This is a genomic window from Corynebacterium halotolerans (assembly GCF_050107895.1).
In the GTDB taxonomy this organism is placed as follows: Bacteria; Actinomycetota; Actinomycetes; order Mycobacteriales; family Mycobacteriaceae; genus Corynebacterium; species Corynebacterium halotolerans_B.
In genome coordinates this window covers 111,148-128,098 of record NZ_JBNILW010000010.1, presented here as the reverse complement: position 1 = coordinate 128,098, position 16,951 = coordinate 111,148, and the positions used below count along the sequence as shown (strand labels likewise).

The window sequence follows — 16,951 nt, the reverse complement described above, 5'->3', positions numbered from 1 at the left end:
GATGGAGGCCACGATCACGACTCCGGTTGATGGGGTGGTCAAGCGGGTGGTGCTCAAGCAGCCCGAGAAGGTTGAGGGCGGGGACCTGCTGGTGGTCGTGGAGTAGCCTGCCTGGGCCGGCGTTTTGCGTGTTGGGATGGTTGGGGCGGATGGGGTGTGCGGGTTACGGCGCTTCTGGGGCCCGGCAGCACCTCCTAGCCCCAGGGAGGGAGGCAGCTGCCCGTGGGGGAGCTTCTAAGGCGGCACGACAATGACCGGGGAACAGTATGGGCCACTGCGGAGTGGTGGGCTGAGGATGCTCCGCAACGGTAATCCGTTGTGGCCCGGCGGTTTCACCCGTCCGGAGGGCCTGCAACATATCCCCGCGGGAGGTCAGGACAGCGTGCCGTTTCCTGATAGGCCGGCGGACCATCAGAAAGCCCGCCCGCCTGAGTGGTTCCGGGAGGCCCACCAATATAATATCGCCGAACTGCGCAGCCGTGTCCGAAAGCTCTATGGATCACGCGGTCCCCGGCAGACATGAGCAACGAGAACCCGTGACCGGGCTCAGTTCTCCCGGTAGAACCCGGAGGGACCGCGCCCGCTCAGCCACACGATCGCCGGAATGAACAGGGCGAGGAAGAACAGCAGGGGCAATCCCAGAAAACCGGCGGCCAGCATCAGCCCCACCGTCGGCAGCGCCGTACCCGCGATCTTCAGGTTGTCCCGCCGAGCGGCTGCAGAAGAAGAGCGCTCCGCCGGCAGCCCCGCGAACACCTCATCCAACTCCGCCCGGGTCCGCGCTCCGGCCACCTGCCGCGCCCGCTCCTCGAATTCCGGCAGAAAGAGATGGCCACTGCCGGTCAGTTCGGTCAACCGCCTCATGGCGCGGTCGCGCTCCGCATCGCCGATGCGCTCGCCGTACTGCTCCAGGGGTGACATATAACACAGGTTAGCGGCCGCGCGCGCAACAGGAAAGGCCCTGCGGAGCAACTCCGCAGGGCCTGGAAAACGCTGGCTGTTACTTGATGTCCAGCAGCTGGGCGCCCTTGGTCACGCCGGCGCCGGCCTCGGTGACCAGTCCGGTGATGGTACCGGTCTTGTGGGCCTTGACGGGGTTCTCCATCTTCATGGCCTCCAGGATCACCACGACATCGCCTTCGGCGACCTCTTGGCCCTCCTCGACGTTGACCTTGATGACGGTGCCCTGCATCGGGGCGACCACGGCATCGCCGGAAGCGGCACCCTTGTTGCCGCCGGCGCGGCGCTTCTTGGCCTTCTTCTTCGGTGCGGCACCGCCACCCACGGCGAAGTTGCCCGGCAGGGCGATCTCGACGCGACGGCCCTCCACCTCGACGACGACCTTCTGCGACGGCACGGCGTCCTCGTCATCGGCCGCGGTGTCGCCGGCGAAGGGCTCCAGCGGGTTGTTCCACTCTTCCTCGATCCACTTGGTGTAGACCTTGAAGCCGTTCTCGTCGCCGACGAAGGCCGGGTTCTCCACGATGTGGCGGTGGAAGGGGATCACGGTGGGCATGCCCTCGACGACGTACTCGTCCAGCGCCCGCTTGGCGCGCTGCAGCGCCTGGGTGCGGTCCTCGCCCCAGACGATCAGCTTGGCCAGCATGGAGTCGAACTGGCCACCGATCACGGAGCCCTCGACCACGCCGGAGTCCATGCGCACACCCGGGCCGGAGGGCTCGGAGTACTTGGTCACGGTGCCCGGTGCCGGCATGAAGTTGGAGCCGGCATCCTCGCCGTTGATGCGGAACTCGAAGGCGTGGCCGCGCGGGGTCGGGTCCTCCGTGATGCGCAGTTCCTGCCCCTCGGCGATGCGGAACTGCTCGCGGACCAGGTCGTAGCCGGTGGTCTCCTCGGTGACGGGGTGCTCGACCTGCAGGCGGGTGTTGACCTCCAGGAAGGAGATCAGACCGTCGGCACCGACCAGGTACTCGACGGTGCCGGCACCGTAGTAGCCGGCCTCCCGGCAGATGGCCTTGGCGGAGGAGTGGATGGTGGCCCGCTGCTCCTCGGTCAGGTAGGGGGCCGGGGCCTCCTCTACGAGCTTCTGGAAGCGGCGCTGCAGGGAGCAGTCACGGGTGCCCATGACTACGACGTTGCCGTGCTGGTCGGCGAGCACCTGGGCCTCGACGTGGCGGGCCTTGTCCAGGTAGCGCTCCACGAAGCACTCACCGCGACCGAAGGCGGCGACGGCCTCGCGGGTGGCGGACTCGTAGAGGTCGGCGACCTCGTCCATCTGGTAGGCGACCTTCATGCCGCGGCCACCGCCACCGAAAGCGGCCTTGATGGCGATCGGCAGGCCATGCTCCTCAGCGAAGGCGACGACCTCGCCGGCGTCCTTGACCGGTTCCTTGGTGCCCGGGGCCATCGGGGCGTCGACACGCGTGGCGATGTTGCGGGCGGTGACCTTGTCCCCGAGGTCACGGATGGACTCCGGGGAGGGTCCGATCCAGGTCAGGCCGGCGTCGATGACGGCCTGGGCGAAGTCGGCGTTCTCCGAGAGGAAGCCGTAGCCGGGGTGGATGGCGTCGGCACCGGACTTGGTGGCGGCGTCGAGGATCTTGTCGAAGACCAGGTAGGACTCGGCGGAGTTCTGGCCGCCCAGGGCGAAGGCCTCGTCCGCATAACCGACGAAGGGGGCGTCGGCGTCTGGCTCCGCGTAGACGGCGACGCTGGCGATACCGGCGTCCTTGGCGGCACGGAACACACGGATAGCGATTTCGCCACGGTTGGCCACGAGGACCTTCGTGATCTTCTTTGCCTCAACTGACACTTGGAGTCCTTCCGATCTGGATCAGTTAGGACGTGAGGATTTACTCACGTTCTGTTCGCATGGGTAGCCCATTGGAAAAATGGGCGGATGGGGTAATTCTGGCACAACCGGCCACACTTCTAATTCGGTGGGGCCGGGTGAGTCGTTACTTTAGGGTTAGCACGGATAAGTTTCCGGAACCTAATCACTCGCCGTCGGGCGTGTCTCCCAGAGCGATGGGCATGCGGACCATGTTGCCCCATTCCGCCCAGGAGCCATCGTAGTTGCGCACGTCCTCGAAGCCGAGCAGGTACTTGAGGACGAACCAGGTGTGCGCGGAGCGGTCTCCCAGGTGGCAGTACACGATGGTGGGGACCTTCGGGTCCAGGTCGCCGTAGATCCCGGCCAGATCCGTCCGCGAGCGGAAGCGGCTGTTGGCGTGGACCGCACTGTCCCAGGGCAGGTTGACCGCGGACGGGACATGCCCGCCGCGCAGCACCGCGGGATTGCTGCCGGTGCCGGCGTACTCGGCGGGGGTACGGACATCCACCAGCGTGACGGCGGCGTCGGTGCTCGCGGCACGGACCTCGTCCACGAAGGCGCGCAACGGGACGTCGTCACGCTCGACGACGGGGTAGTCGGTGGGGGCGTAGTCGGGCACCATGAAGGAGGTGTCGCGCTCCTCGGCCATCCAGGCGTCGCGGCCACCGTCGAGGAGGCGGACGTCCTCGTGGCCGAAGAGCTCGAAGACCCAGAGGGTGAACGAGGCCCACCAGTTGGACTTGTCGCCGTAGACCACCACGGTGTCATCACGGTTGATGCCCTTGGCGCTCATCAGCTTCGCGAAGTCCTCACCGCTGATGAAATCGCGCAACGTGCCGTCGTTGAGGTCCTTCTCCCAGTCGATGCGCACTGCGGTGGGGAGGTGGCCGATGTCGTAGAGCAGGGAATCCTCATCCGACTCCACTACCCGCAGCCCCGGGCTGCCCAGTCGAGCGCTGAGCCACGATGCAGAGACCAGTCGCTCGGGGTGGGCGTAGTCCTGGAACATCGGGGCGGGATCGTGCGGAACAGCCATATGCTTGCTGCCTTTCCAACTAAACTTCCGGGGGTTGTGGGTCCGCCACATAGATTAGTTGTTCCGGATCGAAATGGTCACCTCAGGCTGGCTGCTGTGTCATTAGTAACGTGGAGCAGCTCCGGTCCCGCAGTGGCGGGGCCGCTGGAATACGCTGGCGGTGCCAGCACGTCCGGTGTCGAATCAGGGGGTCCCCGTGCCACAGCGCATTGTCATTTTCGAGGTCGAGGGTGGGTCGGACAAGTTCTTCGACGGCCACCGCCGGGACACCATGCCGATCGTCACCGCCATCCGTGCCGCCGGCGGGGAAGCGGAGGTCGTGTACTACCGGCCGGAGTGGGCCGAGGACCTGTTCACCTACGTCGCGGGAAACTTCGGCGGCTACATCTCGCGGGTGAACCCGGGCAATGTCCCGGGTGGGGAACGCGGCTACTTTGACCTGCTGACCCGCCTCTCGGCGGCCGGCCTGGTGGGCATGTCCACCCCCGCGGAGATGATGGCCTACGGCGCCAAGGACGCGTTGGTCAAGCTCCGTGACACTGATCTGGTGCCCACGGACACCGCCGCCTACTACGACGTCGCCAGCTTCCGCGAGACCTTTCCCGTCTCGCTGAGTTATGGCCAGCGGGTACTCAAACAGAACCGCGGTTCCACCGGCTCCGGCATCTGGCGCGTCCAGCTGGCGGACCCGGCCCTGGCCGCCGCCGTGGAACCCGGTACCGCACTGCCGCCGGACACGCGGCTCAGGTGCACCGAGGCAGTGGACAACCACACCGAGATCTTCGGGCTCGCCGACTTCCTGGACTTCTGTGAGCAGTACATCATCGGCGAGAACGGGATGCTCGTGGACATGCGCTTCCTGCCGCGCATCGTCGAGGGTGAGGTCCGCATCCTCCTGGTCGGTCCGCACCCGGTGTTCGTGGTGCACAAGAAGCCGGCCGCCGGCGGCGACAACTTCTCCGCCACCCTGTTCTCCGGGGCGACGTACACCTACGACCCGCCCGGCGCCTGGCCGGAGCTGATCGACACCTTCGCCGCGGCCCGGCCGGTGATCGCCGAGAAGCTCGGCGGCGACAATATCCCGCTGATCTGGACCGTGGACTTCATGCTCGACACCGACGCCGACGGCTCCGACGCCTACGTCCTCGGCGAGATCAACTGCTCCTGCGTCGGCTTCACCTCCGAGCTCGACATGGGGATCCAGGAGCGGGTGGCCGAGGAGGCGCTCGGGAGGGTGCGGGCCGCGGCGGCCCCCGCCGCCTGATCCACCGCCACATCGGCCCACACCCCGCGGTGATCGGTGCCGGGCACGGCGAAGGTCCCGGCCCCGGTGCAGTCCGCACCGCTGACCACCACATGATCCAGGTGCAGGCCGGACACCGGCATCGGCCACGTGGGCACCGGCAGGGTGCAGTCCCGCCCTGCCAACCCCCGGAACGCGGGATGGGCCGCGGTGGCATTGAAGTCCCCGGCCGCGATCACCGCGCCGGGCCGGTCGAGGACGGTCGCCACGTGCGCCAGGTCCTGCCCCCACAGCTCCACCAGTCGCGGTGTCAGCGGGGCGGCGGTGTGGACCCCGACCACGGTCACTCCATCGAGGGGCACCGCCGGCATCTGGTGGAAGCCCTCCCGGACCTGTTCGGCGGGTGCCGACGCCGCCGCCAGCACCGCCACTCCCCGCCCACCGGGTGCCACGGGGCCGGTCACCTCAAGATCCAGCAGCGCGGCGGCCTCCGCGGCCTCCGCTGCAGTGGTTTCGACGAGGACGAGGACATCCGGAGACAGCGTCTGCAGTTCCTCGTGCAAGGCCGGCTGCGCGGCACGGGCGATCTGGGTGTTCAGTACGGCCACCCGGAGATCCGGCGCGCCACCGGACACGCTCAGCAGGGGAGTGGCCAGCAGACCGAGCGCCGTCAGCCCGACCACCCCGGCGCGGCTGCGCCAGCCGGGCAGCAGGGCGAGGACGATCATTCCCACCCCGAGCCACGAGAGGGCCTGGACGCCGATCCAGAGCGGATGCGCGACGTCGAGAAGCGTCGTGGCTGTCCAGGCCGCGCCGAGCAGTCCGAGCGCGAGCCTAGGCGTCGAGAAGCTCGGCGACGCTCGCGGGGTCACTGTCGGAGAGCAGCGCGCGGCAGCGGTCGTATTCGGCCTCCTCGCCGATGGCCCGGGCGGCCAGGGCGAGAGCGGCGATGGCGCGGAGCACGCCCTGGTTCGGCTCGTGGTCGAAGGGGACCGGGCCCCAGCCCTTCCACCCGTTGCCGCGGAGGCGGTCGAGGCCGCGGTGGTACCCCGTGCGCGCCAGGGCGTAGGCGGTCAGTTTCTCCTCATCCGATGCCGCGTTCTGGAGCTCCCGCTCCGCTCGCACGGCCCACACCAGGGGGCTGTCGGGGTGTGCCAGCGCAGTCTCGTTGGCCAGGGGGTCCTTCGCGGCGGCGGGGTCTGCGGGCAGTTTTACCGGCGGTGGCGCCATCATGTCCTTCATTTCCATGCCACCCACTCTAGAGACTGGGGTTGATTCTTGGGCGTGTAGCTTATTAGGGGTTGTCATTTGGCAGAGATGAGTGGAAGCAGGCAGATGTGGAAACGACCGCGAAACCGGTGAGGAGCGTTTCCTACCGTTATGATCTGGATGGGCTGCGTGGCATCGCGATCGCCTTCGTGGTCATCTTCCACGTCTTCGTCGGCCGGGTCTCCGGTGGCGTGGACGTGTTTCTGTTGTTGTCCGGGTTCTTCTTCCTCGGCTCGCAGGTCCGCTATGCCTCGCGGCCCGAGGCGGACCTGAATCCCTGGTGGCCGATCTGGCGCACGCTGCGCCGGCTGGCGCCCACGCTGGCGGTGGTGCTCGCCGCCATCACCGTCTGTGTGCTGGTGTTCACCCCGCAACTGCGCAGTGGCGAACTCGTGGCACAGTTGGCTGCCAGTCTGCTGTACTTCCAGAACTGGGAGCTCGCGTCGCAGGCCGCGGACTATGAGGCCGCCTCCGTGGACGTCAGCCCGTTGCAGCACCTGTGGTCCATGTCGGTGCAGGGGCAGTTCTATCTGCTGGCCATCGCCCTGGCACTCGGGCTGGCGGCGGTGTTCCGCTCCCGGGACCTGCCGGTGGCGAACCTGAAACGGCTGATCGGCCCGATCCTGATCGTGCTGACGATCGTCTCCTTCTGCTACGCCTGGTGGCTGCAGGGGCAGAATCAGTCGCTGAATTACTACTCCACCTTCGCCCGGCTCTGGGAGATGACCCTGGGCGGGGTGCTGGCCATTTACCTCCAACACTTCCGGCTGCCGCGGGTGCTCAGCAGCATCGGCGCCCTGATCGGCCTGGCGATGGTGCTGACCACCGGCGTCATCTTCGACGGAGCCCTGGACTTCCCCGGCCCGGCGGCCCTGTACCCGCTGGGCGGGGCCGTGCTGGTCATCCTCGGCGGCGGGCCGGTGGCCCGGGTGCTCGCCTCGAAGTTCATGCGCTGGTTGGGTGACATCGCCTACCCGCTGTACCTGTGGCACTGGCCGCTGCTGATCCTGGTGACCGTCGACCTGAACCAGGAGTCTCCGTCCAGGGGGGTCGGCCTGGTGGTCGTGGCCGCCTCGATCGTGCTGGCGGACCTGACCCACCGCTTCGTGGAGAAGCCGTTGCAGCAGCAGCGCAAGCGCCCGCTCGCCGGGGACCAGCCGGTGCAGACGGCCGTCGAGGGACTGCGGCAGGACTCCCCGGCCCGACTGCGGGCCGGCGGCGGTGTGTTGGTCGGGGTCCTGGTGGCCGGGATGTTCGCTCTCGGCCCGATCTATGACTACTCGCGGCAGATGGCCGTGGAGTATGAGCTGGATCCGCAGCTCTACCCGGGGGTGCGGGCCCTGTCCGGTGCGGCGGTCCCGGACGTGGAGTACGCGCCCGACCCGGACGTCATTTCCGAGGTGTACCCGCCGGTCGGGGAGGACGGCTGCATGGCCTTCTCCCAGGATGAGGCCGACCACTTCCCGGCCGCCGGTTGGGAGGGGCAGCCCTGTGTCTACGGCGACCCGGCGGCGGAAACCACCGTGTTCCTGGTCGGCGGCTCGCACGCCGAACAGTGGTCCGGTGCACTGGATGAGATCGGCAGGCAACAGGGGTTCACGCTCATCCCCCTGCTGCGGCAGGGGTGTCCGCTCTACATCGATGAACCCGCAGAGGAATTCAGCCGGGACTGCCTGGACTGGAACCGCAACGCGATGGCCCGGATCATCGAGGCGGATCCGGACCTGGTGATCTCCACGACGACCCGTCCCTCCGGCCCCAACTTCAGTGGCCCGGACGTGGTGCCGGCGCATTACCTCGGCGTCTGGGATGAGTTGGAGCGCCACCAGATTCCGTTCCTGGGACTGCGGGACAACCCCTGGGGATTCGACCAGGAGCGGGAACCGCGCAACCGCACCTCCTGCGTGGTGGCCGGCGAGGACCCGGTCACCTGCGGCTCCACCCGTCCCGAGGTCTACGCCCCGGTGGATCCGGCCGCGGCGATCCTCAGCGGCCGTCCCGGCATGCGCGCCGTGGACACCGCCGACTGGTTCTGCGGCCCCGAGGTCTGCCCCGCGGTGATCGGCAACATCTACGTCTACCGCGACCGCGACCACCTCTCCACGGCCTATGTCTCCACGCTGATTCCGATGCTCGGCGACGAGGTCGCGGCGATGCTGCGCCGCTAGCGCCGAGGCCCACCTCACCCGTGGCTGAACCTCGGGTGTCTCCACTGGCGGTGTAGCCTGTTACGCGGTGTCGTGCAGTGAACCGTTCGGAGGCGTGCAAGTTTTGATGGGAACGACCCAGGGTTCGTTGCGGACGGCTCCGTACCGGTACGACCTGGATGGGCTCCGCGGCATCGCCATCGCCTTCGTGGTGATCTTCCATGTCTTCGTCGGCCGGGTCTCCGGCGGCGTGGATGTGTTCCTGCTGCTGTCCGGCTATTTTTTCCTGGGATCACAGCTGCGCTATGCCCGGCGCCCGGACGCGTCCCTGAACCCGTGGTGGCCATTGTGGCGGACCATCCGCCGACTCCTACCGGCGCTGGTGCTGGTGCTCGGGGTGACGGTGGCGGCCATCATCGCCTTCGCGCCGGAACTGCGCCGCCTGGAGATCGCCCGGCAGCTCACCGCCAGTCTGTTGTACTTCCAGAACTGGGAACTGGCGTCCCAGGGCGCGGACTACAACGTCGCCTCGGACACCGTCAGCCCGCTGCAGCACCTGTGGTCCATGGCGGTGCAGGGGCAGTTCTACCTCTTCGGCATCGTCCTGGCACTGGTCATCGCGCTGATTCTGCGGGTGCAGCGCCGCCGTGGTCGCCGGGTGTCCGAGGTTTCCGAGCTCGCCGGACCGGTGCTGCTGGTGCTCACGGTCGGTTCCCTGACCTATGCCGTGTTCCTGCACTTCTGGAATCAGCCCCTGAATTACTACTCCACGTGGACGCGGACGTGGGAGCTGACCGTGGGGAGCCTCCTGGTGCTCTACGCCACGCGGGTGACCGTCGCCCGGTGGGTGAAGGAACTGTTCACCATCGTCGGTCTGGTCATGGTGCTGAGCACCGGGCTGCTGTTCGACGGTGCCGCGCAGTTCCCCGGTCCGGCGACCCTCTACCCTCTGGGTGGCGCGGTGCTGGTCATCCTGGGTGGTGGCACCGTGGCCGGGTGGCTGGGGTCGAAGCCCATGCGCTGGCTGGGTGACATCGCCTACCCGCTGTACCTGTGGCACTGGCCACTGCTGATCCTGGCCACCGTGCTGCTGGACATCACCGAGCCGGGGCCGGTGCTCGGGGTGGCCGTGGTGGTCGTCTCCCTGGTGCTGGCCGACTTGACGCACCGCTTCGTGGAGAAGCCGTTGCAGCAGCGGGGGAAGCGGCCGAACCGGGATGAGACGCGGATCCGGGATGCCTGGCGGGGCCTGCTGGCCGGCTGGGCACCGCGGCTGCGGGCTGTCGCGGGGGTGGGGATCGCCGTGGGAATGGCCGGGCTGCTGAGCCTCCAGCCGGCCCTGCAGGCCCGGATCACCTCCGTGGACGGGGAGAGCCTGGATTCCCGGGTCTACCCGGGCGCGGCAGCGTTGTACGGTGCCCCCGTGCCGGAGGCGGAGTTCGAACCGGACCCGACGCTGCTGAACCAGATGCTGCCGCCGTCCTGGCTGTCGGGGTGCATGTCCACCTTCGATGACGACCCCACGCTGCTGCCGGTGGACCGGGAACAGCGCAGCGACCCGGCGGCCTGCCGTTACGGTGCCATCGGTTCGGACACGGTGGTGTACCTGGCGGGTGGCTCCCACGCCGAGCAGTGGATCACCCCGCTGGACATCCTGGGCAAGGAGCATGACTTCGAGGTGGTGCCGATGGTGCGGCAGAGTTGCCCGTCCTTCGTCGCAGACCTGGATGATCTGTTCCGTCCCGGCTGCGAGGTGTTCAACCAGACGGTGCTGGACCGCATCGTCGCCGACCAGCCAGACGTGGTCGTGTCCACCACGACCCGCCCGATGGTCGAGCACGGCGGCACCATGGAGGAGGTACCGGACTCCTACCCGCCGTTCTGGGACTTCCTGGCGGCCAACGACGTCCCGTTCATCGGGCTGCGCGACAACCCCTGGGCGATCAACCCGGACGGCACCGACCGGGACATGCCGATGTGCACCTTTGACACCGGCGATCCGCTCGCCTGCGGGGTGCCGCGGGATGACTTCTACCAGCCGACCGACCCGGCCGCGGAGTACCTGGCTCCGCTGCCGGGCATGAAGGCGGTGGACACCGCCGACTGGTTCTGTCCGGACGGCAACTGTCCGGCGGTGATCGGAAACATCTACGCCTACCGCGACGCCAACCACATGTCCAACGCCTATGCCGCCACCCTGGCACCGCTGCTCTGGGAGGAGATCCGGGAGGTCTTCCCGGGGCGGTAGTTACTGCCGGACCAGGAGGCCGAGCTGGTTGCCCGCGGCGTCGAAGAGCAGGAGGACATCGCCTGCCACTTCGGCGGAGTCCGCCTGAAGCACCCAGGGATCGTGCGGACCGCAGGCCCTCTCGGTCGCGGTCCAGTGGCCGGGGAAGACGATCTCATCGCCGTGCTGTTCCCAGCTGCCGCTGAACCAGTTGCAACCGTCATAGCCACCGGCGGTGCCGTCCTCAGCGAGCGTGAGGTTCGCGCTCCGGTCGAAGTCAGCGGACAGAGATGAGGAACCGGGGAGCAGGGAGGGCTCTACCCAGGTGGAGTCCGCGAGGGGGTACCCGGCTTCGGCCGGTGTTCCGGACAGCGAAGAAGCCAACAGAGTGGCGGACAGTGCGAGGATGCTCGTGGAGGTCATGGGCTCAAGCTAGCAGCGGCCGGATCCGGGTGATCTGTTTCGGAGCTGGTGAGAGGTTTCCCGAAGCCCACGGCAGCTCCCCATAAGCCCTGGTCAGAGGGCTGTGTCAGGCGTACGGGACTTACTTCTCCCAGAACTCGCTCACGGAGTGGCCGAACTCATACAGGGCCCGTCGCACGAGGGGCAGGGAGAGCCCGATGACGGAGGAGGGATCACCCTCGATACGGTCGATGAACCAGCCGCCCAGCGCCTCGAGGGTGAAGGCGCCGGCGCACTCCAGGGGTTCCCCGGATGCCGCGTAGGCCGCGATATCGGTCTCGGAGGCTGCGGCGAAGTGCACGATGGTGGAGCTGGTGTCCACCACGCGCCCGCCGCCGGGGGCCAGGACGCAGTGCCCGGTCAGCAGCTCGGCGGATTTGCCGGCCTGTTGCCGCCAGCGCCCGATGGTCGCCGACACGGTGTGGGGCTTGCCCTGGAGCTGGCCGTCGAGCAGCAGCATGGAGTCGCAGCCGATGACCACGTCCTCCGGGTACGCTGCCGCGACCGCCTCGGCCTTGGCGGTGGCCAGCACGGCCACCTTGTCCGCGGCCCCACCGGCGGCGTCGGCCAGTAACCCGTCCTCATCGACGTGGGCCGGGTGCACCACCGGCTCCACCCCGGCGGAGCGCAGGATACCCAGACGGGAGGGGGACTGGGAGGCTAGAACGATACGCATTTAGCGGTAGGTCAGGTTCTTGAAGGCGTTCGGGTTGTAGAGCTGGCTGTCGTGGAGCCGCTGGTCCAACGCGCCCCAGCGGTTGCGTTCGCGCGGTGCGGCGTCGGCCCTGGCCCGGTCGGCGGCCTGCTGGGCCAGGGAGGCCAGCACGGTGGTCAGGGCGGCGACCTGGGTGGGGTCGGGGTTTCCCTTGATGATGCGGAACAACGGCTTCTCGGACATGGTGTTACTCCTAGATTAGAGCGGAATGTTTCCGTGCTTCTTGGCCAGCGGCTGCAGTACCTTGCGGTCCAGCAGGCGCAGGCCCTCAATGATGTTGCCGCGGGTCTGCGACGGCGGGATGACCGCGTCGACCAGACCGCGCTCGGCGGCGAGGTAGGGGTTGATGTGGCTGTCCTCGTACCCGGCGGCGTAGGAGGCGGCCAGGGCGTCGGCGTCCTCGCCCTTTTCGGTGGCGCGGGTGAGCTTGTCGGCGTAGATCTCGGCGGCGGCCGTCGGAGCGTCGGTCACCGCGATCTCCGCGGTGGGCCAGGCGAACACGAGGTCGGTGCCCAGGTCTTTCGAGCCCATGACCACGTAGGCGCCGCCGAGTGCCTTGCGGGTGATCACGGTGATCTTGCCGACGCTGGCCTCGGCCGTGGCGTAGGCCAGCTGGGAGACGGCCTTGAGGATGCCACCGTGCTCCTGCTCGGTACCGGGCAGGAAGCCCGGGGCGTCGACGAGCTCCACGATCGGGATGTTGAAGGTGTCGCAGACGCGGATGAAGCGCGCGGCCTTGCCGGCGGCGTCGATGCTCAGGCAGCCGGCCAGGTCGGTCGGCTGGTTGGCCACGACGCCGACCGTGCGGCCCTCCACGCGGGCGAGGGCGGTGACGATATTGGCGGCGAAATCGGCCTGGAGTTCCAGGTACTCGCCGTCGTCGACGAGCCGGCCGAGCACCTCACGGATGTCATAGGCCGCGGCGGGGGAGTCCGGGATCAGGGTGTCGAGCTCGCGGTCGGTGTCGCTGATGTTCTCCGCGATCGCGCCGCTGAGCAGGGCAGTGGGCACGCGCGGGGCCTCGGCCCGGTTATTCTGCGGGAGATGCCCCAGCAGCCCACGCACCCAGTCCAGGGCCGCGCTGTCCGACGCCGCGGTGTGGTGCGAGGTGCCGTTGTCCCGCTGGACGGCCGCCCCGCCGAGCTCCTCGGCGGTGACCTCACCGCCGCCGACCTGGGCCACCACCTCGGGGCCGGTCAGGTACAGGGCGGCGTCGCCGGCCACGGTGACCACGAAATCCGCCAGCCCGGGAATCAGGGCGTGGGTGCCGGTGGTGGTGCCGGTGACCACGGCGATCTGGGGGATCACGCCGGAGGCCTGCGTGGCGAGGTGCAGGATCTTCGCGTACATGGCCAGGGAGACCACGCCCTCCTTGACGCGGGCCCCGTCGCCCTCGTGGACGCCGATCAACGGCACACCGGTCTTGGTGGCCAGTTCCAGGATCTTGACCAGCTTCTCGCCGTAGACCTCGCCCATCTGGCCGCCGAAGACCGTGGCATCCTGGGAGAACACGCACACCTTGCGCCCGTCGACGGTGCCGTAGCCGGTGACCACGCCGTCCGTGACCGGGCGGTTGGCCTCCAGGCCGAAGGCGGTCGAGCGGTGGCGGGCCAGGGCGTCGACCTCCACGAAGGAGTCGGTGTCCAACAGTTGGGTGATGCGCTCCCGTGCAGTCGCGCGCCCTGCGGCGTGGGTGGCCTCCACAGCGGCCTCGCCCACCGGGGACCGGGCCTCGGACAGCCGGTCGCGCAGGTCCGCGAGCTTGCCCGAGGTGGTGGTGAGATCTTTGTCAGCGGCAGTCATGGTGAGTAAGTCTAGGGCCTGGTCCTTGAATTCTGGGAACGGGGAGCGTCCGGGGCGCAACAGCGTCAGGGACCCATCACGGCGATGGGTCCCTGGGGCCTGGCCGCGTCGTGCTTAGAGTGGGATGTTGCCGTGCTTGCGGGCCGGACGGGAGACGTTCTTGTCCTTGTACAGGCGCAGGTTCCGGGCGATGTGGCCGCGGGTCTCGCTGGGCAGGATCACGGCGTCGATCAGGCCGCGCTCGGCCGCCTTGTACGGGTTGAGCATGTGGTCCTCGTACTCGCGCTCGAAGGACTTGGCCAGCTCCTGGACGTCAATGCCGTCGGTGGCGGCCTGCTTGAGCTCCTTGCGGTAGATGAAGCCGACGGCGCCGGAGGCGCCCATGACGGCGATCTGGGCGGTGGGCCACGCCAGGTTGACGTCGGCGCCCAGGCCCTTGGACCCCATCACGCAGTAGGCGCCGCCGTAGGCCTTGCGCATGGTGACGGTGATCTTCGGGACGGTGGCCTCGCCGTAGGCGTAGAGCAGCTTCGCCCCGCGGCGCAGGATGCCGCCGTACTCCTGGCCGGCGCCCGGCAGGAAGCCGGGGACGTCGACCAGCATGACGATCGGGATGTTGAAGGCGTCGCAGGTGCGGATGAACCGGGCGGCCTTCTCGGAGGAGTCGATGTCCAGGCAACCGGCGAACTGGGTGGGCTGGTTGGCCACGAAGCCCACGGATTCGCCCTCGATGTGGCCGAAGGCGATGACGACGTTCTCGGCGCGGTCGGCCTGGATCTCCAGGTACTCGCCGTCGTCGGTCAGCGAGCCGATGACCTCACGGACGTCGTAGGGCACGGTCGGGGAATCCGGGATGATCTCGTCGAGCTTGAGGTCGTCGGCGGTGATGTTGTCCGTGACGGAGCCCTCGTCGGCGTCATGCTCCTCGGTGGGGGCGTAGGAGCGGTTGTTCGACGGCAGGTAGGCCAGCAGGTCCTGGACCCAGTCCAGGGCCTCCTCGTCATTGGAGGCGGTGAAGTGGGAGTTGCCGGCGGTGGCCATGTGGGTGGCGGCGCCACCCAGTTCCTCCTGGGTGATCTCCTCGCCGGTGACGGTCTTGATCACGTCGGGGCCGGTGACGAACATCTTGGAGGTCTTGTCCACCATGACCACGAAGTCGGTCAGGGCGGGGGAGTAGGCGTTGCCGCCGGCGCAGGCGCCCATGATGACGGAGATCTGCGGGACCACGCCCGAGGCCTTGATGTTCTGGTAGAAGGTCTGGGCGATCAGGTCCAGGGAAACGGCGCCGTCCTGAATGCGGGCACCGGCGCCCTCGTAGAGGCCGACCAGCGGACGGCCGGTGGTGATCGACAGCTCCATGATCTTGATCATCTTCTCGCCGTAGACCTCGCCCAGCGCGCCACCGAACACGGTGCCGTCCTGGGAGAAGATGCAGACCTCGCGGCCGTCGATGGTGCCCCAGCCGGTGACGATGCCGTCCGTGACGGGACGCTTCTTGTCCATGTCGAAGTCGTGGGTGCGGTGCTTGACAAGCTGGTCGGTCTCGACGAAGGAGCCTTCATCGAGCAGGTAGTCGAGACGTTCGCGGGCGGTCAGCCGACCTGCCGCATGGACCTTCTCGACGGCCTTCTCGCCCATCGGAAAGTGGGCCTCGGCGCGTCGTGCCTTCAGATCGGCGATCTTGGCGGCGGTGGTGTTGTTGTCCTCCGGCAGGTTCGCAACATCGGTCAAAGGTGAGGAAATGGTCATGTTTTGGAAGCATAGACCCTCGGGCCGATAGTTTCCATAACGAAACACGGGTGATTACTGTCACTTTCCCGGGATGAAACACTGGGTGACCGTCCGGCGATAGGGCGGGGAAACTTCGTCTACCATGACTTTCGTGGATATACAGAAGCTGACTGAGGCCCTGGTGGCTAACGGCCCCTATGCGCAACTTTCTTTTGTGGAGAGCACCGGATCGACCAACGCCGACCTTCTGGCGGACGTCGACGCCCCCGCCTGGTCGGTCCGACTGGCCGCCCACCAGAGCGCGGGAAGGGGCCGGATGGGACGGGCCTGGAGTGCGCCCCGCGGCTCCCAGCTCATCGCCTCGGTGCTGATCCGGCCGGAGGAGCTGGAACACGTGGGCACGATCCCGCTGGCCGTCGGTGTGGCCCTGTGCGACGTCATCCCCCGTGCCACCATGAAGTGGCCGAATGACCTGCAGATCGAGGGGAAGAAACTGTGCGGCATCCTCGCCGAGGCCCGCTTCGGGCCCGAACCCACGATCGTGATCGGCTTCGGGCTCAACGTCTCGCTGCAGCGCGCCGACCTGCCGGTACCGCACGCCACCTCCCTGATCCTGGAGGGCATCGAGTTCGAACCGACCACGCTGGCGGAGCAGGTGCTGCGCGCCGTGCACGCCCGGTTGCGCCAGTGGGAGACGGGGGCCCCCGAGCTCATGCGCGACTACCGGGCCGTCAGCGCCAGCATCGGGCAGCGGGTGCGCGTCGAACTGCCCGGCCAACCCGACCTTTACGGTCAGGTCACCGACGTACTTGACGACGGCCGCCTGCGCGTCCGCGATGCGGCGGGTGCGGACCAGGACCTGTCCGCCGGGGACGTGACTCATCTTCGTCTGGCCTGACCTCCTGCAGTAACCTCGGGGTATGGCGGGATTCAGGCTGGAACGCGGCGAGCAGGTCAAGGTCGATCTGACCTCTTCGCTGTCCAGCCTCACCTTCCCCCTGCTCGAGCTGATCCTGATCACCGGCCTGTTCTGGATGGGCATCGGCTACCTCGACCGGCCCGAGGTGATCGAGAGCGTGCCCATGGAACTGCGCAACGCCGTGGTGATCATCTGGCTGGCCCTGGCCGTCTGGCGGTTCGTGCTCCCGGTGATCCGGGCCCGGCGCCGCCGCTTCGTGGTCACCGACCGCCGGGTGATGCTGCGCGCCGGGCGATTCGGTGCCCGGGTGGACTCCATCCCACTGCGACAGATTCAGGGTGCCAGTCGCCGGCGCAACCGCATCTCCCTGGCGATCGCCGGTTACCAGCGCCCGCTCTTCTTCCGGGACATCCCCAAGGCCAAGAAGGCGGTGGCTGCCATCAACGAGGGTTTGCCGCCGAGGCTGTACTGAGCTTCCGGCTGCGTCGGTCACGGGGGTTGGCCCCTCCTCGGGCTGGTGCGGGTTGCGGCGCGCGGGACGCCGGGTGCGCCGTATTCGACCAACCAGGTCTCACCACCGCACCCTGGGCCGCTCAGCAACCACC

General features: G+C 68.1%; 15 protein-coding genes and 1 pseudogene. 6 read left to right on the top strand and 10 right to left on the bottom strand.

Going from position 1 to position 16,951, the window contains the following annotated elements; genetic code table 11:
- Positions 1–106: biotin/lipoyl-containing protein (locus ACQCVD_RS11110; RefSeq protein ID WP_426823832.1), on the top strand; the 106-nt coding region annotated here is incomplete at its 5' end.
- Between the two features lie 440 nt (positions 107–546).
- Here the strand turns inward: ACQCVD_RS11110 and ACQCVD_RS11105 are convergent.
- From ACQCVD_RS11105 to ACQCVD_RS11095, 3 genes are all read right to left on the bottom strand, one after another.
- Entirely contained in the window at positions 547–921 is a 375-nt protein-coding gene (locus ACQCVD_RS11105; RefSeq protein ID WP_426823825.1) for a DUF1707 SHOCT-like domain-containing protein, read from the bottom strand.
- Positions 922–1,000: 79 nt separating this feature from the next.
- Positions 1,001–2,773, bottom strand: coding sequence for an acetyl/propionyl/methylcrotonyl-CoA carboxylase subunit alpha (locus ACQCVD_RS11100; RefSeq protein WP_426823824.1), 1,773 nt, complete (start codon positions 2,771–2,773; stop codon positions 1,001–1,003).
- Between the two features lie 184 nt (positions 2,774–2,957).
- Positions 2,958–3,830, bottom strand: a complete 873-nt coding sequence (locus tag ACQCVD_RS11095) for a sulfurtransferase (RefSeq protein WP_426823823.1) — start codon at positions 3,828–3,830, stop codon at positions 2,958–2,960.
- A gap of 196 nt (positions 3,831–4,026) precedes the next feature.
- Here ACQCVD_RS11095 and ACQCVD_RS11090 point away from each other — a divergent pair, with 196 nt between their 5' ends.
- Positions 4,027–5,094, top strand: a complete 1,068-nt coding sequence (locus ACQCVD_RS11090) for a Cj0069 family protein (RefSeq protein ID WP_426823822.1) — start codon at positions 4,027–4,029, stop codon at positions 5,092–5,094.
- A 41-nt stretch (positions 5,095–5,135) separates the two neighbouring features.
- On the opposite strand, the pseudogene ACQCVD_RS11085 reads toward ACQCVD_RS11090, so the two are convergent.
- Both ACQCVD_RS11085 and ACQCVD_RS11080 read right to left on the bottom strand, forming a co-directional pair.
- Positions 5,136–5,801, bottom strand: a pseudogene (locus ACQCVD_RS11085) (endonuclease/exonuclease/phosphatase family protein); the annotation flags it as partial.
- A 106-nt stretch (positions 5,802–5,907) separates the two neighbouring features.
- Positions 5,908–6,321 (bottom strand): DUF3151 domain-containing protein, encoded by a 414-nt coding sequence (locus ACQCVD_RS11080; RefSeq protein ID WP_426823821.1) that lies wholly within the window; start codon positions 6,319–6,321, stop codon positions 5,908–5,910.
- A gap of 89 nt (positions 6,322–6,410) precedes the next feature.
- Between ACQCVD_RS11080 and ACQCVD_RS11075 the strand changes: the two genes are divergently transcribed.
- Both ACQCVD_RS11075 and ACQCVD_RS11070 read left to right on the top strand, forming a co-directional pair.
- A complete protein-coding gene (locus tag ACQCVD_RS11075) occupies positions 6,411–8,510 on the top strand; it encodes an acyltransferase family protein (protein WP_426823820.1) in 2,100 nt (699 codons plus the stop codon).
- Between the two features lie 106 nt (positions 8,511–8,616).
- Positions 8,617–10,737, top strand: a complete 2,121-nt coding sequence (locus tag ACQCVD_RS11070; protein WP_426823819.1) for an acyltransferase family protein — start codon at positions 8,617–8,619, stop codon at positions 10,735–10,737.
- Here ACQCVD_RS11070 and ACQCVD_RS11065 read toward each other — a convergent pair whose 3' ends face one another.
- The 5 genes from ACQCVD_RS11065 to ACQCVD_RS11045 form a co-directional block, all read right to left on the bottom strand.
- Positions 10,738–11,139, bottom strand: coding sequence for an META domain-containing protein (locus ACQCVD_RS11065; RefSeq protein ID WP_426823818.1), 402 nt, complete (start codon positions 11,137–11,139; stop codon positions 10,738–10,740).
- 121 nt (positions 11,140–11,260) lie between these two features.
- Positions 11,261–11,854, bottom strand: coding sequence for a Maf family protein (locus tag ACQCVD_RS11060; protein WP_426823817.1), 594 nt, complete (start codon positions 11,852–11,854; stop codon positions 11,261–11,263).
- Positions 11,855–12,076, bottom strand: a complete 222-nt coding sequence (locus tag ACQCVD_RS11055) for an acyl-CoA carboxylase subunit epsilon (protein WP_426823816.1) — start codon at positions 12,074–12,076, stop codon at positions 11,855–11,857.
- 15 nt (positions 12,077–12,091) lie between these two features.
- Positions 12,092–13,696: an acyl-CoA carboxylase subunit beta gene (locus ACQCVD_RS11050; RefSeq protein WP_426823815.1), complete on the bottom strand. Its 1,605-nt coding sequence runs from the start codon at positions 13,694–13,696 to the stop codon at positions 12,092–12,094.
- Between the two features lie 114 nt (positions 13,697–13,810).
- Complete coding sequence (locus ACQCVD_RS11045; protein ID WP_426823814.1) at positions 13,811–15,445, bottom strand: acyl-CoA carboxylase subunit beta; 1,635 nt, start codon at positions 15,443–15,445, stop codon at positions 13,811–13,813.
- A gap of 124 nt (positions 15,446–15,569) precedes the next feature.
- Here ACQCVD_RS11045 and ACQCVD_RS11040 point away from each other — a divergent pair, with 124 nt between their 5' ends.
- Both ACQCVD_RS11040 and ACQCVD_RS11035 read left to right on the top strand, forming a co-directional pair.
- Positions 15,570–16,325, top strand: a complete 756-nt coding sequence (locus tag ACQCVD_RS11040) for a biotin--[acetyl-CoA-carboxylase] ligase (RefSeq protein ID WP_426823813.1) — start codon at positions 15,570–15,572, stop codon at positions 16,323–16,325.
- A 22-nt stretch (positions 16,326–16,347) separates the two neighbouring features.
- Positions 16,348–16,818 (top strand): PH domain-containing protein, encoded by a 471-nt coding sequence (locus tag ACQCVD_RS11035; protein WP_426823812.1) that lies wholly within the window; start codon positions 16,348–16,350, stop codon positions 16,816–16,818.
- Positions 16,819–16,951: the final 133 nt, after the last annotated feature.